15 protein-coding genes are annotated in these 16272 nt (G+C 72.8%); 7 read left to right on the forward strand and 8 right to left on the reverse strand.

Annotated elements, in window-relative coordinates; genetic code table 11:
- Nucleotides 1-39 precede the first annotated feature (39 nt).
- The gene (locus ACWFR1_RS12660) at nt 40-663 is read left to right on the forward strand and encodes a hypothetical protein (RefSeq protein WP_453549751.1); all 624 of its coding nucleotides are present in this window, start codon (nt 40-42) and stop codon (nt 661-663) included.
- Here the strand turns inward: ACWFR1_RS12660 and ACWFR1_RS12665 are convergent.
- Nucleotides 660-3092: an outer membrane protein assembly factor BamB family protein gene (locus tag ACWFR1_RS12665; RefSeq protein WP_453549753.1), complete on the reverse strand. Its 2433-nt coding sequence runs from the start codon at nt 3090-3092 to the stop codon at nt 660-662. The genes ACWFR1_RS12660 and ACWFR1_RS12665 overlap by 4 nt on opposite strands.
- A 194-nt stretch (nt 3093-3286) precedes the next feature.
- Nucleotides 3287-4072, reverse strand: coding sequence for a VOC family protein (locus tag ACWFR1_RS12670; protein WP_453549755.1), 786 nt, complete (start codon nt 4070-4072; stop codon nt 3287-3289).
- 365 nt (nt 4073-4437) lie between these two features.
- On the opposite strand from ACWFR1_RS12670, the gene ACWFR1_RS12675 reads away from it, so the two are divergent.
- On the forward strand, nt 4438-5085 hold the full coding sequence (locus ACWFR1_RS12675; RefSeq protein WP_453549756.1) for a TetR family transcriptional regulator: 648 nt from the start codon (nt 4438-4440) through the stop codon (nt 5083-5085).
- Between the two features lie 118 nt (nt 5086-5203).
- Here ACWFR1_RS12675 and ACWFR1_RS12680 read toward each other — a convergent pair whose 3' ends face one another.
- Together ACWFR1_RS12680 and ACWFR1_RS12685 are read right to left on the reverse strand one after the other, a co-directional pair.
- The gene (locus tag ACWFR1_RS12680) at nt 5204-5674 is read right to left on the reverse strand and encodes a nitroreductase family deazaflavin-dependent oxidoreductase (RefSeq protein ID WP_453549758.1); all 471 of its coding nucleotides are present in this window, start codon (nt 5672-5674) and stop codon (nt 5204-5206) included.
- A complete protein-coding gene (locus ACWFR1_RS12685) occupies nt 5675-7003 on the reverse strand; it encodes an acyl-CoA dehydrogenase (protein ID WP_453549760.1) in 1329 nt (442 codons plus the stop codon). It abuts the gene before it with no gap.
- Between the two features lie 106 nt (nt 7004-7109).
- Here ACWFR1_RS12685 and ACWFR1_RS12690 point away from each other — a divergent pair, with 106 nt between their 5' ends.
- The 4 genes from ACWFR1_RS12690 to ACWFR1_RS12705 all read left to right on the forward strand — a co-directional run bounded on the left by ACWFR1_RS12690 (nt 7110) and on the right by ACWFR1_RS12705 (nt 10712).
- Nucleotides 7110-8273, forward strand: a complete 1164-nt coding sequence (locus ACWFR1_RS12690; RefSeq protein WP_453549762.1) for a thiolase C-terminal domain-containing protein — start codon at nt 7110-7112, stop codon at nt 8271-8273.
- A gap of 155 nt (nt 8274-8428) precedes the next feature.
- Entirely contained in the window at nt 8429-9769 is a 1341-nt protein-coding gene (locus ACWFR1_RS12695; protein ID WP_453549764.1) for an FAD-dependent monooxygenase, read from the forward strand.
- The gene (locus ACWFR1_RS12700; RefSeq protein WP_453549765.1) at nt 9766-10428 is read left to right on the forward strand and encodes a pyridoxine/pyridoxamine 5'-phosphate oxidase; all 663 of its coding nucleotides are present in this window, start codon (nt 9766-9768) and stop codon (nt 10426-10428) included. Before ACWFR1_RS12695 ends, ACWFR1_RS12700 begins: the two co-directional genes overlap by 4 nt.
- A 35-nt stretch (nt 10429-10463) precedes the next feature.
- Nucleotides 10464-10712: an SCO4226 family nickel-binding protein gene (locus tag ACWFR1_RS12705; protein WP_453549768.1), complete on the forward strand. Its 249-nt coding sequence runs from the start codon at nt 10464-10466 to the stop codon at nt 10710-10712.
- Nucleotides 10713-10746: 34 nt separating this feature from the next.
- On the opposite strand, the gene ACWFR1_RS12710 is transcribed toward ACWFR1_RS12705, so the two are convergent.
- From ACWFR1_RS12710 to ACWFR1_RS12725, 4 genes are all read right to left on the reverse strand, one after another.
- A complete protein-coding gene (locus ACWFR1_RS12710) occupies nt 10747-12603 on the reverse strand; it encodes an AMP-dependent synthetase/ligase (protein WP_453549898.1) in 1857 nt (618 codons plus the stop codon).
- A 149-nt stretch (nt 12604-12752) separates the two neighbouring features.
- Nucleotides 12753-13394, reverse strand: a complete 642-nt coding sequence (locus tag ACWFR1_RS12715; protein WP_453549770.1) for a TetR/AcrR family transcriptional regulator — start codon at nt 13392-13394, stop codon at nt 12753-12755.
- A gap of 124 nt (nt 13395-13518) precedes the next feature.
- Nucleotides 13519-14865, reverse strand: coding sequence for a dicarboxylate/amino acid:cation symporter (locus ACWFR1_RS12720; RefSeq protein WP_453549772.1), 1347 nt, complete (start codon nt 14863-14865; stop codon nt 13519-13521).
- 379 nt (nt 14866-15244) lie between these two features.
- Entirely contained in the window at nt 15245-15511 is a 267-nt protein-coding gene (locus ACWFR1_RS12725; protein WP_453549775.1) for a DUF4229 domain-containing protein, read from the reverse strand.
- A gap of 201 nt (nt 15512-15712) precedes the next feature.
- On the opposite strand from ACWFR1_RS12725, the gene ACWFR1_RS12730 reads away from it, so the two are divergent.
- The gene (locus tag ACWFR1_RS12730; RefSeq protein WP_453549778.1) at nt 15713-16258 is read left to right on the forward strand and encodes an N-acetyltransferase family protein; all 546 of its coding nucleotides are present in this window, start codon (nt 15713-15715) and stop codon (nt 16256-16258) included.
- Nucleotides 16259-16272: the final 14 nt, after the last annotated feature.

Below are 16272 nucleotides of genomic sequence, written 5' to 3' on the forward strand. Positions count from 1 at the left end.
CGTCGTGAACGAGAGCCGGACCGTCAAGGAGGCCCATCGATGATCCGCAACGTCATCGGATCGGTCCTGGCCCTCACCGGAGCGACGGCCGCCGTCTGGAGCCCCTTCCGTGCCTGGTACGACGGCCGTCACGGCCGCGACTACGCCATCGACGAGCTGTTCACCGGCATCACGGACGCGAAGGCCGAGCTCATCGGCTCGATCCTGCTGCCCTTCGCCTTCGCCGCCCTCGTCACGCTCGTCGGGGTCGTCCTCCGCTCCCGGCTGCTCGTCGCCCTCGCCGGAATCGTCGTCCTCGGCTTCACCGTCTTCTGGATGGTGCGGGTCGGCCAGGCCGAGGGCAGTCTCGTGGTCTCCGGCGACGGCAGGGGTCTCGGCGACGGCGTCGCGAACGCCTTCGGCGGCGGGGTCCTGCTGCTGCTCGGCGCGCTCGTCATGTCCGGCCGGACCCGGACACACCGGATGAAGCCGGGGACACAGGCGGACCACGAGCCGCGGCCCACACACCCCACGCTGGACGGCCCGCCGCCGGACGATCCCGGCAACGGCCCGCACCACCACCCGGGGGCCTCCACCCCGTACGCCGCACCGACCCAGCCGTACGAGGTCCCGGTCTGGGACCCGGACCGTGACGACCCGGGCCCGGGACCTCGGCCGCGTTAGCGGGGAGCCGCCGCCCCCCGGCCCGTGGCCGTGCCCTTCACCGCGTCGAGCGCGTACACGCAGCGGTCCTTGCTGCACGCGTACACGACCCCGCTCCGGACCACCGGCGAGCCGGTGATCTCGCCGCCCGTGGCGAGCTTCCAGCGCAGCTGGCCGCCGGTCGCGTCCAGGGTGTACAGGACGTGGTCGGCGGAGCCGAAGTGGACCCGGCCGTCGGCGACGACCGGGGAGCCGACGAGTTCGCCGCCCGCCGCGAACCGCCACCTCGGAGTGCCGGTGACCGCGTCGAGCGTGTAGAGCGCGCTGCCGCTGCCGACATGGACGTTGCCGTCGGCGACGAGCACCGGCTCGGCCGACTGGCGCGGCTCGGTCGCGATCCGCCAGCGGTCCTGGCCGGTCGTGGCGTCGAGCGCGTACACCGTGCCGAGGTGGTCGGAGAGGTACACCCCGCCGCCCGTGACGGCGGGTCCCGGGGCGAACGCGGGCGGGGAGAGGAAGACGGCGGGCGCCTCGAAGTGCCAGCGGACGTGCCCGCCGGCGATGTCGATCGACAGGACCCGGGTGCCGGCGGAGACGTACACGCAGCCGTCCTCGGCCGGGGCCACCCGGACGGGCACGTTGGCACAGGAGGCGGCGTCGCCGATCGGGTACGACCAGCGCTCCACACCCGTACGGGCGTCGAGGGCCTGGAGCCGGGCCTCCCGCCAGACGTACACGGTGTCGCCGTGCACGGCGGGCCCCGCCTCCGGGGTCTCGAAGTCGGTCTGCGCGCCGCTGATCTCCCACAGCTTGGCGCCGTTGGAGGCCTCCCAGCCCTGGACGCCGCCGCCGCGCGTGCCGGTGACGACCGTGCCCCGGTCGACCTGGAGCGAGTACACCCAGGCGTCCGTGTGCAGCCGCCAGCGCTCACCGCCGTCGGTCGCGTCGAGCGCGTACAGCGTGGGTCCGTCGGAGGCGTGGATACGGCCGGAGGCGACGGCCATCGACCAGGCCACGTCCCGGGTCTTGAACTGGCGCCGGCCGCTGCCGGTGTCCAGGGCGTGCACCTCGAAGGAGGTCACGTACAGCAGGTCGCCGTCGACGACCGGGGTGCCCCAGACGTCGTTCGACATGCGGAAACGCCAGGGGCGCCAGTGACCGGGCTCCGCGGGCGGGGCCTGCTCGGCAGCGCCCTGGGCGGGTACGGAGACGGGACGGGAGCCGGGCAGGGGGCCGGGCTCGGCGCCGTGCGCGCCGCCGGCGGGCGGCCGGATCCAGCCGGTCGCCGGGCCCGCGTCGGCGCTCCGGCCGACGGCGAGCGCGGCGCGGGTGTCGGAGACCCGGGGACCGGGTCCGATCGGCACGGTGCCGTCGCCCAGGCGGACGGGGCCGCCGGCGCTCTCGGCGGGGCCGGCGTGCCGACCGCCGAGGTGCGCGGGCTCGGGGTGCCGGGCGGCGTGGCCGGGCTCAGGGGAGCGCGGGTCGCCGGACCAGTCGGCGGGCTCGCGGGGCGGGCGCGGCGGCCTCGGCGGCGCGGTCGGACCGGGGACGGAGCGGCCGCCGTTGCGGCGGTCCTCGATCATGGCGGTGGCGCGGTGCGGCAGCCAGGCGGAGGCGGTGCCGCTGTCGTCGCTGCCGGGACCGAAGAGGTGCGGGGCGAGCTGCGCCTGGAGGTCGGCCGGGCTGGGCCGGCGGGTGACGTCCATCTGCATGCAGGCGTCGATGAGGGGCCGCAGTTCCTCGGGCAGGCCCTCCAGGTCGGGGCCCTCGCGGAGCAGCATGAAGACGGTCTCGACCGGGTTGGCGCCGTGGAAGGGCGCGTGGCCGGTGGCGGCGAAGACCAGCATCGAGCCCAGCGAGAAGACGTCGCTGGCGCCGGTGACGCTGCGCGAGTCGCGGGCCTGCTCGGGCGACATGTAGGCGGGGGTGCCGACGGCGACGTTGGTCATGGTCAGGCGCGTGTTGGAGACGCCCGACGCGATGCCGAAGTCGATCACCCGGGGGCCGTCCTCGACGACGAGGACGTTGGAGGGCTTGAGGTCGCGGTGGACCAGGCCCGCGCCGTGGATGGACTGGAGGGCCTCGGCGACACCGGCGGCGAGCCAGCGCACGGCCTGGGCCGGGAGCGGCCCGCACTCGTTCACTATCTCTTCGAGGGAGGGCGCGGGGACGTAGGCGGTGGCCAGCCACGGCACCGCGGCCCGCGGGTCGGCGTCCACCACGGCGGCCGTGTAGAAGCCCGAGACGGCCCGGGCGGCCTCCACCTCCCGGGTGAAGCGGACCCGGAACAGCTGGTCCTCGGCGAGCTCCGTGCGCACGGTCTTGATCGCCACGCGCCGGCCCGAGGCCGAGCGCGCGAGATAGACCAGGCCCATTCCGCCCGCGCCGAGCCGGCCCAGCACCTCGAAGGGCCCGATACGTCTCGGGTCGTGCTGCGTCAGCTGTTCCACTTGCCTGCCACCTCCCCGTACGGGCCATGAAGGTACGGCCCCGTGGCCCTGATTCTTCCTGTCCGAGGGCCCGGTTGCGAACCCGGGGGCGGATCGGGGTGTCACATCACATATGGGTCCGGCCCGGCGCGGGCTGCACCGGGCCGTGCGGGCCGTACGGATCAGGGGTGCGTCAGGGAGGTATCAGGGGCCTGTCAGGGCGTATCGGCGGGCTCGGCGAGGACCGCGAAACGGGCGCCCTGGTTGTCGTGGAGGACGGCGATGCGGCCGTGCGGGGTGTCGAAGGCCGGGGTGGTGACCCGGCCGCCGAGGCGGACGGTGGTCGCGCAGGCCTCGTCGCAGTCCTCGACGGCGAAGTAGACGAGGACGTGGCCGGGCAGCTCGGCGGGGAAGTCGTCGGTGAGGACGGCCCGCCCGCCGAAGGCGCTGTCGTCGCCGGGGCGGGCGCCGGGGGGCGACCAGACGCGGTAGTCGAAGCCGGCGGCCCTGCCCTCCTCGCCGGCGTCGGCCTGGCGGCCGAGGTAGCCGAAGACCGTGGCGTAGAAGGTGTCGACGGCGTCCGGCCGGCGCGTGTACACCTCCATCCAGCAGAAGGCGCCCGGCTCGTTCGTCACCTCGAAGCCGCCGTCGTCGCCGGCCTGGCGGACTCCGAAGACGGCGCCGCCGGGGTCGGCGGCGAGCGCGAGGACGCCGAACGGGCCGACGGGGTAGGGCTCCATGACCATCTGGCCGCCCGCGTCCTTGATCCGGACGGCGAGGGTGCCCGCGTCCTCGGTGGCGAGGTAGAGGGTCCAGGTGGTGGGCATGCGGCCGTCCCGCTTGGGGAGGAGCCCGGCGACCCGGCGCCCGCCGAGGAGGGCTTCGTCGTGGTCGGGGTCGAAGGTCCAGCCGAAGAGCTCGCCGTAGAAGCGCTTGCCCGCTTCCAGGTCGGGGAGCTGTGCGTCCACCCAGCACGGGGTGCCCTCAGTGCGTACGGCCATGGTTCCACGCTAGGACGGCGGTGGGGCTCCCGCACGCCCCGACATGCGAACATAAGGGCGATTTATGGGCTCAGAACCCTTGGGGCGCTTGAGTTGTCCACCGAAGTTGTCCACAGGCTGTTCATAAGCCTATTCGGGTACGGGAGGTCCGGAGCGGTCCGAAGCAGTACGGCGCGGCACCCCGTACCGCTCCACCGGCACCCCGCCGACGGCCCCGCCACCCTGGCTTGAACCCGACCCTCCGCCCCGGCCGCGGGCCCGTACCGCGCACCGCGCCGACCTCGCGGAACGCCCCCGGAACAGGGCCGCACCCCATTTGCAGTCGGCCGAATCGCGCGCCGATCACCCCTCGGTAAGCTGACGGCATGACAGGACAAGTACGCACCGTCGACGGCCGCGTGGCCGGACGACGCGGCCAGGCGACGCGGCAGAAGCTGCTCGACTGCCTCGGTGAGATGCTCAGCTCCTCGCCGTACCGGGACGTCAAGGTCATCGACGTGGCCCGGAAGGCGGGTACTTCACCCGCGACGTTCTATCAGTACTTCCCGGACGTCGAGGGCGCGGTTCTCGAGATCGCGGAGGAAATGGCCAAGGAGGGCGCCGGGTTGACCGAGCTGGTCTCCGGCCGCTCCTGGGTCGGCAAGGCCGGCTGGCAGACCTCCGAGGAACTCGTCGAAGGCTTCCTGGACTTCTGGCGCAAACACGACGCGATCCTCCGGGTCGTCGACCTCGGCGCCGCCGAGGGCGACAAGCGGTTCTACAAGATCCGCATGAAGATCCTGAACTCGGTCACCAACTCCCTCACGGACGCGGTGAAGGAGCTCCAGTCCAAGGGCAAGGTCGACAAGGACGTCAACCCCGCCGCCATGGCGGGCTCCCTGGTGGCGATGCTGGCCTCGGTCGCCGGCCACCAGAAGGGCTTCCAGACCTGGGGCGTCAGGCAGGCCGAACTCAAGCCGAACCTAGCCCTCTTGGTCCACCTGGGCATCACCGGCAAGAAGCCGACCAGATAGCCCCTCCCCCCACCCCTCCTCCACCCGTCCTGTCGTCGACGCCGACGGCGGTCCCGGTCCGCCCCCACGGATCGGAACCGCCGTCGGCGTCGGCGTTTCCCCCTAGGTCGTGTGGCTTTCAGCGCCGGGTCAGCCGGAAGAGCCTGATCTCCCGCTCCACCCGCTGCTGGTACGTGGCATAGGGCGGCCAGAACTCCAGCGCCGCCTTCCAGGCCGCGGCCCGCGCCTCCCCCGCCAGGAGCTCCGCCCGTACGGGAACGTCCTCGCCCCGCCAGTTGACCTCGACGTCCGGATGGGCGAGCAGGTTCGCCGTCCACGCCGGGTGGCCCGGCCGGCCGAAGTTGGAGCCGATGAGCAGCCAGCCGCCGTCCGGCTCCGGCATGCAGGCGAGCGGCGTCACCCTGGGCTGTCCGCTCTTCGCGCCCCGGGCCGTGAGGATCACCCCCGGCAGCATCCGGGCGCTGAGCAGCACCTTTCCCCTGGTCAGCCGGTGCACGGTCCGGTCCATCGCCGGGATGACGTGCGGGGCGATCCGGGCGAACGTCCGGGTCGAGGACACCTTCTGCATCAGTCTCACGCCGACGGGCATCTACGCCGCCACCTCTCCGAAGAGTCCGGTCCGTTCGGCCGCCCGGGCGCGCAGGCGCCGGGCGGGCCCGAAGAGCAGTTCGTCCGAGGCGGCCCGCCGGAAGTAGGGCTGTGCCTCGTGTTCCCCGGCGGCCCCGGCGCCGTCGTCGAGCCGGACGCTCTCGCCCGCCGTGGCGCGCAGCGCCTCCAGTGCGTGGGCGAGCGCGAGCGGCCCGCCCTCCGGCTTCGTGGCCGCGCCGTACGTCAGGGAGCGGGCGGCCTCCAGCTGGACGTAGAGGTCGGCGAGGGTGCCCTTGACCGCCTGGAGCGAGCCGGCGGGCCGCCCTGAGCGCTCGCGCGCGCCGAGGCGGTCGATCGTCCGGTCGAGCACGGCCCCGGCCGCGCCGACCGCCTCGGCGGCGAGCATCACGGCGGCGGTACGGCCGGTGGCGGCGAGCGCGCCGAGGACGTCGACGGGTTCCTCGCCGAGGAGTTCGGCCTCGGCGTCCCGGAGTTCGACGGTGGCCTGCGGGCGGGTGGGGTCGAGGGCGGTCCGCCGGGTCCGGACGAGCCCGGGGGTCCCCGGTTCCGTCCGTACGAGGAAGAGGAGGGTACGGCTCCGGGCGAAGCCGCCGGTGTGGGCGGCGACGAGCAGCAGGTCCGCGCCGTGTCCGTCGAGGACCTGGGCGGCCTCCCCGTAGAGCCGCCAGCCGGTGCCCTCGGCCCCGTCCGTGGCGCGCGCCTGGATGCCACCGGCGCGGCCGCCGCCCGACCAGTGCTCCGCCGTGTTGTCGCCGGTCAGGCCGAGGGCGAGGGGCAGGGAGCCGCCCGGGACGGCGAGTGCGCCGGTCAGGCTTCCGTCGGCGATGCGCGGGAGGAGTTCGCCGCGCTGGGCGGGGGTGCCGAGGGCTGCGACCAGCGGGGCGGAGAGGACGGCGGTGGCGAGGAGCGGGGAGGGGGCGAGGGCGCGGCCGGTCTCCTCGCAGGCGAGGGCGAGTGCGGCGGTCCCGCGGCCGGCGCCTCCGTACTCCTCGGGGAGGGCGAGCCCGGCGAGGCCGACGGTGCCGGACAGCCGGGCCCAGAGTTCGGTGTCGTACCCCTGGGGGGTGGTGGTGGCGGAGTCGTTCGCGCGTGGCCCGGCCCGTTCGGCGAGCAGGTCCCGCAGGATGCGGCGGGTCTTCCGCTGCTCCTCGGTGAGCGCGAGCGCGGGCGCGACCTCGGGCGCGGCGGTCCGGGCGGCCGGGTCCGCGGCGGTCCGGGCATCCGGGTCCGCTGCGGTGCTGGTGGCGCGGGCAGCCGGGTCCCCGGTGGTGCGGGCGGCCGGGTGCGCTGCTGTGTCGGCGGCGTCCATGGAGCTCCCTCCGTATCTGACGGTGCGTCATGCTAGGGCGGCGCGACGCCGGTTGCCCAGAGAAGCGCCGGTCCCGATTCAGCAAATCTGATGTACCGTCAGATTCATGCCCGCCACTCCACGCAGCCCCCGCCGCGTCGCCGTCGTCGGCGTCTCCCTCTCCGACAGCGGCCGCGTCGACGAGGCCACCCCGTACGCACTCCACGCCCAGGCCGCCCGGCGCGCCCTCGCGGACAGCGGCCTCGACCGCTCGCTGATCGACGGCCTGGCCTCGGCGGGGCTCGGCACCCTCGCCCCGGTCGAGGTCGCCGAGTACCTGGGCCTGCGCCCCCACTGGGTGGACTCGACCACCGTCGGCGGCGCCACCTGGGAGGTCATGGCCGCGCACGCCGCCGACGCGATCGCCGCGGGACACGCGAACGCGGTCCTGCTCGTGTACGGCTCGACCGCCCGCGCCGACATCCGGGCCCGCCGCAGGACCGCGAACCTCTCCTTCGGCGCGCGCGGCCCGCTGCAGTTCGAAGTCCCATACGGGCACACCCTGATCGCCAAGTACGCGATGGCCGCCCGCCGTCACATGCACGAGTACGGGACGACCCTGGAGCAGCTCGCCGAGGTCGCCGTGGAGGCGCGGGCGAACGCGTCGCTCAACCCCGAGGCGATGTTCCGGGACCCCATCACCGTCGACGAGGTCCTGGACGGGCCGATGATCGCGGACCCGTTCACCAAGCTGCACTGCTGCCTGCGCAGCGACGGCGGCTGCGCGGTGCTGCTCGTCGCCGAGGAGTACGCGCGGGACTGCCGGACGGAACCCGTCTGGATCCTCGGCACCGGCGAGCACGTCTCGCACACCACGATGTCGGAGTGGGAGGACTTCACGGTCTCCCCGGCGGCGGTCAGCGGCCGGCTCGCCTTCGAGCGGGCCGGGGTGACCCCGGCCGACATCGACCTCGCCGAGGTCTACGACGCCTTCACCTACATGACCCTGGTGACCCTGGAGGACCTGGGCTTCTGCCCGAAGGGCGAGGGCGGCGCGTTCTTCGGGGAGAAGGGCCGGCTGCCGGTGAACACGGACGGTGGCGGGCTCTCGGCCTGCCACCCCGGGATGCGGGGGCTGTTCCTGCTGGTGGAGGCGGTGCGGCAGCTGCGCGGCGAGGCGCCGGGGCTCCAGGTGCGCCGGCCGGACGGCTCGCTCCCCCGGCTGGCGGTGGCCTCGGGGACGGGGGGCTGGTTCTGCTCCTCGGGGACGGTGGTGCTGGGCCGCGACTGAGCCGGGCCGGGACCCGCCGGCCCTGAGCGTCGGGGCAGGGTCCGGCCTCGCCCCCCAAGGATCTATACAAGCGTCATAGACAACCGTGTAGGACATCCGTATAGTCATCGGTGCGGGCAAGGAGACGCCCGCACCACCCGACAAGGAGTCCTGCGATGAGCAGCACCGCGAACACCGCCGCCAAGACCGTCCTGATCTCCGGCGCCTCCATCGGCGGCCCGGCCCTCGCCCTCTGGCTGCACCGCTACGGCTTCGCCCCCACCGTCGTCGAGCGGGCCCCCGAGCTCCGCACCGGCGGCTACAAGGTCGACATCCGCGGCACCGCGATCGAGGTCTGCCGGCGGATGGGCGTCCTCGACGAGATCCGCGCCAAGTCCACGGACATGCGCGGCGGTTCGTACGTCGACGACGCCGGCCGCACCATCGGCGAGCTGCCCGCCGACATCTTCGGCGGACGCGTCGAGGAGGACGACGAGATCATGCGCGGCGACCTCGCCCGCATCCTGTACGACCGGACCCGCGACGACGTCGAGTACCTCTTCGACGACTCGATCGCCGCCCTCGACGAGGACGCCGACGGGGTCACGGTCACCTTCGACAGCGGCACCGTCCGCCGCTTCGACCTCGTCGTCGGCGCCGACGGACTGCACTCGAACACCCGGCGCCTGGCCTTCGGCGAGGAGGAGCGGTTCAAGCGCCACCTCGGCGCGTACATCTCCATCTTCACCGCCCCCAACCACCTGGGCCTGGACCGCTGGGAGACGTACCACGCCATCCCCCGGAAGCTGCTCTGCGTCTACAGCGCCTCCGGTGAGACGGACGCCAAGAACCTCTTCATCTTCTCCGCGCCCGAGGACGTCCCCTACAACCTCCGGGACGTCACCGAGCAGAAGCGGCTGCTCGCCGACACGTTCGCGGGAGACGGCTGGGAGGTCCCCCGCCTCCTCGGCCACGCGGCCGAAGCCGACGACTTCTACCTCGACTCCATGTCCCTCGTCGAGATGGACAGTTGGTCGCGGGGACGCGTCGTCCTGCTCGGCGACGCCGCCCACTGCTCCTCGCCCGCCTCCGGCCAGGGCACCGGCCTCGCCCTCACCGGCGCGTACGTCCTGGCGGGCGAGCTGGCCCGGGCGGCCGGCGACCACACGGTCGCCTTCGCCCGCTACGAGGAGCGGATGCGGCCGGGCGTGGAGCAGAACCAGAAGATGGCCGAGGGCTTCGTGAAGGAGATGACCGTCGGCTCGAAGTGGAAGATCGCCCTGCGCATGCTCATGGTGCGGACCCTGCCGAAGACCCCGTGGAAGAACCTCATCGCGAAGAAGATCCGCGACGGCATCCAGTCGGCGGCGAACGCGGTCCCGATCGAGGACTACACCGTGCCGACCGCCACGCCGACCGGGGCCGCGGCCACCGCACCGACCCCCGCCGCCCTCGCCGCGCCGACCCCCGCTCCGGCCGCCGGCGACGACACCCCGCGTCCTACCGTGACGGCATGACCGACTTCCAGCACGCCCTCCACTCCCTCCGGGTCTGGGACACCGAGCTCCCCTCCTTCGACCCGGCCGGCGCCCCGCCCGAGCCCCTCGCCCTCTTCCACGGCTGGTTCACGGAGGCGGTCGCGGCCGGCCAGACCGAGCCGCACACCCTCTCCCTCGCCACCGTCGACGAGGACGGCAGGCCCGACGTCCGTACGGTGATGCTCCACGACGCCGACGAGCGCGGCTGGCACTTCGCCTCGCACGCCACCAGCGCCAAGGGCCGCCAGCTCGCCGCCCGCCCCGAAGCCGCGCTCGGCTTCTACTGGCCGGTCCAGGGCCGCCAGGTCCGGATCCGGGGCACCGTCACCACCGGCACCCCCGAGGAGGCGTACGAGGACCTCCACGCCCGCACCACCGGCGCCCTCGCCTCGGCCCTCGTCGGCCGGCAGAGCGAGGTCCTCGACTCCCCCGGGACCCTCGCCGAGGCGAGCGCGGCGGCCTGGCGCCGGGCCGAGGCCGAGCCGGCCGCCCCCGCCCCCACCTGGACCCTGTACGTGGTCGAACCGGCCGAGGTCGAGTTCTTCCAGGGCGACGCGCGGCGCCGTCACCTCCGACTCCGCTACCGCCGCGACCCGGCGGCGGGCCCCGGCTGGGTCCGCGAGCTGCTGTGGCCGTGAAAGCGGCGCACCATGGAAAAGGAGGTGTGAGAACCATGGGAACGTTCATGGACGTACACCGCGACATGGTGGGCATCACGGCCGAGCAGCTCAAGGAAGCGCACGAGGCCGACCTCGCCGTCGAGAAGGACGAGGGCGTCCACTTCGAGAAGGCGTGGGCCGACCCGGAGTCCGGGACCGTCTACTGCCTGTCGCACGGCCCCTCGAGGGAATCCGTCCAGCGGGTCCACGCCCGCACGGGCCACCCGGCCGACGAGATCCACGAGGTACCGCTCACGGTGTGACCGGAGAGGGCGCCCCCGCTAGAGGGCGCCCCCGCTAAAGAGCGCCCCCCGCCCCGTACATCTCGTCGATCTCGCGCGTGAAGTCCCGCAGCACAGCCCGTCGTTTGAGCTTCAGGGACGGGGTCAGATGCCCGGACCTCTCCGAGAACTCGGTCGTCAGGAGCCGGAAGGCGCGGATCGACTCCGCCCGTGAGACCAGCCGGTTGGCGTCGTCCACGGCCCGCTGGACCGCCGCGAGCAGCTCCTCGTCCCGGGTCAGCTCGTAGAGCGCCAGATGGTCCTTGTGCCGCATCCGCCGCCAGTGCGTGAGGCCCTCGTGGTCGAGGGTGATCAGGGCCGTGACGTACGGGCGGTCGTCGCCCACGACCACGCACTGGGAGACCAGCGGGTGGGCGCGCAGCCAGTCCTCCAGCGGGGCCGGGGCCACGTTCTTGCCGGCCGAGGTGATGAGGATGTCCTTCTTGCGGCCGGTGATCCGCAGATAGCCGTCCTCGTCGAGCGCGCCCAGGTCGCCGGTGGGGAACCAGCCGTCGTCGGTGTACGGCACGGCCGCCCCGCGCTGGGCGTCCCAGTAGCCGGCGAAGACGTGGGCGCCCTTGAGCCAGACCTCGCCGTCGTCGGCGATCCGGACGGCCGTGCCCGGCAGGGGCCAGCCGACGGTGCCGGTGCGCGGCCGCTGCGGCGGGGTGACCGTCGAGGCGGCCGTGGTCTCCGTCAGCCCGTACCCCTCGAAGACCTGGACGCCCGCGCCGGCGAAGAACTCGGCGAGCCGGGCGCCGAGCGGGGAGCCGCCGCAGACCACGTACTTCACGCGGCCGCCGAGCGCGGCCCGGATCCGCCGGTAGACGAGCGGGTCGTACAGCGCCCGCGCGGCCCGCAGCGACAGGGAGGGGGCGGTGGCCTGCCCGTACCGGCGGGCGATGGTCGCGGCCCGGTCGAAGGCGGCGGCCTTGCCTCCGCGTTCGGCGGTGGCGCGGGCGGTGTTGAAGACCTTCTCCAGGACGTACGGGATGGCGAGGAGGAAGGTGGGCCGGAAGGCGGCGAGGTCGGTGAGGAGCTCCTCGCCCTCGACGGAGGGGGCGTGGCCGACGCGGACGCGGGCGCGTACGCAGCCGACGGCGACCATCCGGCCGAAGACGTGGGAGAGCGGCAGGAAGAGGAGGGTGGCGGGGGGCTCCTTGCTCTCCGCGAGGAAGACGGGGTGGAGGAGCCGGACGGCGTTGTCGACCTCGGCGAAGAAGTTGGCGTGGGTGAGGGCGCAGCCCTTGGGGCGGCCGGTGGTGCCGGAGGTGTAGACGAGGGTGGCGAGGGTCTCGGGGGTGAGGAGGCCGCGCCGGGCGGTGACGGCCTCGTCGGCGACCCGGGCCCCCGCTCTGCGGAGCAGGTCGACGGCGCCGGTGTCGAAGGCCCAGAGGTGGGCGAGGCCGGGCAGCTGGCGGCGCTCGGCGGAGACGAGCCGGGCCTGCTCGGGGTCCTCGACGACGCAGGCGGCGGCGCCGGAGTCCTGGAGGATCCAGCGGGTCTGGAAGGCCGAGGAGGTGGGATATATGGGGACGGTGACGAGTCCGGCGGCCCAGGCGGCGAAGTCGATCAGGGTCCACTCGTAGGTGGTGCGGGCCATGAGGGCGAGCCGGTCGCCGGGGCGCAGGCCGTGGGCGATGAGCCCTTTGGCGACGGCGTGCACGTCGGCGGCGAAGCGGGCGGCGGTGACGTCGTACCACTCGCCCTGGGGGTTCTTGCGGGAGAAGAGGGCGGACTCGGGGTCCTGGCGGGCGTTGTCGTAGGGCAGGTCGGCGAGGGAGCCGCGGGCCACCCGGGGCACGAGGGCCGGTACGGAGACCTCCCGTACGCGCCCGTCGATCAGTGTCTTCTGCGGCTCGACCGGCTCGATCCCGGACGCTGCGGTGACGACGGACACGTGCGACTCCTCGGTCTTCGCGATGAACTGAGGTCGTGCGTCGGTACGTTGCGCTCCTGGGGTGCCGTGACGGTGGCCGTGCCAGGTGTTGACTAGCCGGTAACCTTACTGCGGGGTAAGCCTCAAGGGGGAGACCAGCGCTCGCTTTTCATGAGGTTTCCGAGGCCGGCCCACGCGAAGTTCATCAGCGTCGCGGCGGCTTCCCTGGCCGTCACCCCGGGTGTGAGGGCGGCCCAGTCGGCCAGCGACTCGGCGGATCCGACCAGCGCCTGCGCGAGGGCGTCCACGTCCCGCCCGGAGATCTCGCTGCCGTGCGCGTCCCGCGCGGCCTCGCCGATCAGCCCGGCGACGAACGCCGCGATCCCGTCCCGCATCCGCGAGGCCTCGGCCGCGAACGGCTCCCCCTGCGTCCACGCCCGCCGGCTCAGGACGACCCAGGCATCCGGGTGCTCCGCCACGTACGTGAAGAAGGCGAACAGTCCGGCCCACAGCTGCTCGTCGGCGGGCCGGATCCGGTCCCCCACCCCGGCGGCCACGGCGGCGAGCAGCGCGCCCGCCTCCCGCCGGATGCAGGCGGTGAACAGCTCCTCCTTGGAGCCCAGATAGAGATAGACCAGCGGCTTGGAGACCCCCGCGAGCTCGGCGATCTCGTCCATGGACGCCGCCTGGTACCCGTGCCGGGCGAAGCACGTCACGGCCGCGTCCGTCATCTGCCGCTCCCGCACGGCCCGCGGCAACCGCCGCACCCTCGCGCCGTCGGCCATGGCACCCCACCCCTGTTTCCAAGATCAACCGGCTGCCCCGCAGAAGCCTACGTGCCCCCTGCCCGGACGGGGGCAGGGGGCACGTAGGCGTTCAGCGCATGGAGCCGGGTCGTACGCGTACGGGTCAGGCGGCGGCGGTGACCGCGACCTTCTGGTCGGTCTCGCCGACCGTGACCAGCTCGTCGAGCGGCGACGAGGAGGCGTTCTCGTACGCGGTGTGGTCGAGGATCTTCTCGCGGGCGGAGACGATCACCGGGACGAGCGCCTGGCCCGCGACGTTCGTGGCCGTCCTGATCATGTCCAGGATCGGGTCGATCGCCATGAGGAGGCCGACGCCCTCCAGCGGGAGACCCAGGGTGGAGAGGGTCAGCGTCAGCATGACCGTCGCGCCGGTGAGGCCGGCGGTGGCCGCCGAGCCGATGACCGAGACGAAGGCGATCAGCAGGTAGTCGCCGATGCCGAGCTGCACGTCGAAGATCTGCGCGATGAAGATCGCGGCGAGCGCCGGGTAGATCGCGGCGCAGCCGTCCATCTTGGTGGTGGCGCCGAACGGGACGGCGAAGGAGGCGTACTCCTTCGGGACGCCGAGGCGCTCGGTGACCTTCTGGGTGACCGGCATGGTGCCGACCGAGGAGCGGGAGACGAAGGCCAGCTGGATCGCGGGCCAGGCGCCCTTGAAGAACTGGATCGGGTTGACCTTGGCGACCGTGGCGAGCAGCAGCGGGTAGACGCCGAACATGACCAGGGCGCAGCCGATGTAGACGTCGGCGGTGAAGGTCGCGTACTTGCCGATCAGGTCCCAGCCGTAGTCGGCGATGGCGAAGCCGATGAGGCCGACGGTGCCGAGCGGGGCGAGGCGGATGACCCACCACAGCGCCTTCTGGAGGAGCTCCAGGATCGACTCGGAGAGCGTGAGGATCGGCTTGGCGCGGTCGCCGAGCTTGAGGGCGGCGATGCCGGCGACGGCGGCCATGAAGACGATCTGGAGGACGTTCAGCTCGGTGAAGGGCGTGATGACGTCCGACGGGATGATGCCCGTGAGGAAGTCGATCCAGGAGCCCTCGCGCTTCGGCAGCTTGCCGTCCTGCGGGGTGAGGCCCGTGCCGGCGCCCGGGTTGGTGATCAGGCCGATCGCGAGGCCGATGGCGACCGCGATCAGCGAGGTGATCATGAACCAGAGCAGGGTGCGGGTGGCGAGCCTGGCGGCGTTGTTCACCTTCCGCAGGTTGGTGATCGAGACCAGGATCGCGAAGAAGACGAGCGGCGCGACGGCCAGCTTGAGCAGCTGGACGAAGATGTCGCCGATCTGACCGAGGGTCTCCTTCAGCCAGACGACGTCCTGGCTGCGGGCTATCCAGCCGAGGAGGGCGCCGAGGACGAGACCGGCGATGATCTGGGCCCAGAAGGGGACCTTGGGTATGCGCGAGGAAGCGGGGGACTTCCGCTCGGGCGTGGTCGCGGACGCGGACACAGACACACTCCACAGGTGCGTATCGGGAAATACGGGACGGGGGTGCGGCACACACGCGTTTTCACGCGGGCCGCTGCATGATGCCGGGTCAGAGCTCGCGGCAACAGACCGCGGACATACAGCGGCACAGATCGACGTGCAGGCGCGCCACGAGCGGGATGCTCGCGGCATGCGGAAGGCGCACTGCTGTCGTCATGTCGAACACGTTAACACTTGAACTTTGAGATCCTCAAAGCCATTCTTTGAGGCCCGAGAGGCCCTCCACGCCTCCGAAACGCAGAAAACCCCAGGCGGGAGCCTGGAAAGCTCCGACTGGGGTGGGTGGGATCCGGGTGGATCCGAGGGGATCTGTGAGGAAGCTTACGCAGCCCTTACAGGGCTAGAGCGCGTCTTCCTGCGACCGGTTCGAGGCGAGCCGGCCCTTGGCGCGGTCGACCTTCTCGACGATCTCGACGCTCATGCTGTCGCGCTGCTTGCGCAGGAGGACGAAGCTGAGCGGGGCGGAGATGACGATGGAGAGGACGAGGACCCAGAGCAGGTTCGAGTCGCCCAGGCCGCGCGGCAGCACGCCGACGTAGACGAGACCCCACAGGGCGAAGAAGCACCCGGCGAAGATGCCGAGCCGCATCAGCGAGTAGCGGAGCATGTCAGTCAGTCCACTCTTCCGTTCCGAAAAGTTCCCATACGGGACGAGCGCCCCTCCAGTGAAGCACGGGGAGGAGCGCTCGCCGGGAGCGGGGTTGGCGTGCGGGTCGGTCGCGGAGGCCGGACCAGCCGTCCCGAACCGGACGACCCAAGGATCAAGGCCCCCTTGAGCCCTTCGCCGAGTAATAGATAAGATGGATATATGCCCCTTACCTTCGAGGTCGATCCGGCGGTCGACCGGTCCCTGCGCGACGGCGTGCTCTCCCTCTGGGCCGATGTCACCGAAGCCGGCGGCGCCGTCGGCTTCGTCCCTCCCGTGACGCCCGACGAGATCCGCCCCACGCTGCTCAAGCACCTCGTCGCCATGGCCGAGGGCGGTACGCGCCTGCTGATCGGCCGCGACGAGGACGGCGAGGTCGCCGCCACCGCCTTCTTCACCTTCAACACCCACCCGCTGATGACGCACTGGGTGTGGCTCTACACGGTGATGGTCCACCCCCGGCACCAGGGCAGGGGATACGGCGCCGACCTCATGGCGGCCGTCGAGCACACCGCCCGTACCGCCGAGGGCTTCGAGGCGGTCGAGGCGATCCGGCTGACCTGCCGGGGCGGCACCGGCGTCGACGGCTTCTACGCCAAGTCCGGCTACAAGGAGGTCGGCCGCGTCCCCGACGCGATCCGGGTCGCCCCCGGCGACGACCGCGACGACATCATCATGCTGCTGCCCCTGACACGGGCGGAGACGTAGGCGGACCCGACCGG

Source organism: Streptomyces sp. NPDC055103, assembly GCF_053607625.1.